The sequence below is a fragment of the Micromonospora sp. M51 genome, from assembly GCF_018070305.1.
GTDB lineage: Bacteria > Actinomycetota > Actinomycetes > Mycobacteriales > Micromonosporaceae > Micromonospora > Micromonospora parva.
Genome location: NZ_JAGPXZ010001452.1, coordinates 1 through 529, shown reverse-complemented (window position 1 = coordinate 529; position 529 = coordinate 1). Strand labels below are relative to the sequence as shown.

At 75.4% G+C, this 529-nt stretch carries 1 protein-coding gene; it reads right to left on the bottom strand.

Annotated features, from left to right (window positions below):
* Positions 1–529, bottom strand: a 529-nt coding sequence (locus KBX53_RS35395) for an ATP-binding domain-containing protein (RefSeq protein ID WP_210864078.1), incomplete at both ends; no start/stop codon positions are given.

Genomic DNA, 529 nt, shown 5'->3' with positions numbered 1-529 from the left:
GGGCGGAGGACTCCTAGGCGTTGGGTGGCGCGGGTCAGGGCCACGTACAGGTCGCTGCGTCCGCGCGGTGACTCGGCCACCATCCGGTCCGGGTCGACCACCAGCACCGAGTCGAACTCCAACCCCTTGGCCTGTGCGACGGTCAGCACCACCACCCGGCTCTCCAGCTCCGGATGCTCGCCGACGGCGGCCTCCGGCAGGGCCGCGGTGACCGCCGCGCCCAACTCGCCCACCCGGCCGGCCGGCACCAGCACCCCGAGCCGACCCTCGGTCAGCCCGGCGGCCTCCCGGGTCACCTCGGCCACCAACTCCGCAGCCAACCGCCCGTCGGGCACCGCCCGGTCCCACGGGGGTACGCCGCTCTCCCGCACCGAGCGCGGCGGCCGCAGTGCCGGGTCGATCTCGGCCAGTACGTCGGCGGCCACCGCCATGATCTCGGCGGGGGTGCGGTAGCTGACCGTCAACTCGGTGAGCCGCCACCGCTGCTCGACGTACGGGGCGAGCGCGTCCGCCCAGGACGGTGTGCCGC